The organism is Enterobacter cloacae complex sp.6700776 (assembly GCF_048284255.1).
Taxonomy (GTDB): domain Bacteria; phylum Pseudomonadota; class Gammaproteobacteria; order Enterobacterales; family Enterobacteriaceae; genus Enterobacter; species Enterobacter intestinihominis.
Genome location: NZ_JBLVYK010000194.1, coordinates 1 through 296, shown reverse-complemented (window position 1 = coordinate 296; position 296 = coordinate 1). Strand labels below are relative to the sequence as shown.

Genomic DNA, 296 nt, shown 5'->3' with positions numbered 1-296 from the left:
CATGTCTACACACCTCTTTACTTCTGAGTCCGTATCAGAAGGGCATCCTGATAAAATTGCAGACCAAATTTCTGATGCGGTCCTTGATGCTATTCTTGAACAAGACCCAAAAGCGCGCGTAGCTTGCGAAACCTATGTCAAAACCGGCATGGTCATGGTTGGTGGTGAAATCACTACCAGTGCATGGGTCGATATTGAAGAAATTACGCGTAAAACCGTTCGTGAAATCGGTTATACCAGTTCAGACATGGGCTGTGATGCCAACTCTTGCGCAGTATTAAGCGCAATTGGTAAAC

The 296-nt window shown here is 45.3% G+C and carries 1 protein-coding gene; it reads left to right on the top strand.

From position 1 onward, the window contains the following. Position 1 precedes the first annotated feature (1 nt). Positions 2-296: S-adenosylmethionine synthetase N-terminal domain-containing protein (locus tag ACNQ0T_RS23855; protein ID WP_417930457.1), on the top strand; the 295-nt coding region annotated here is incomplete at its 3' end.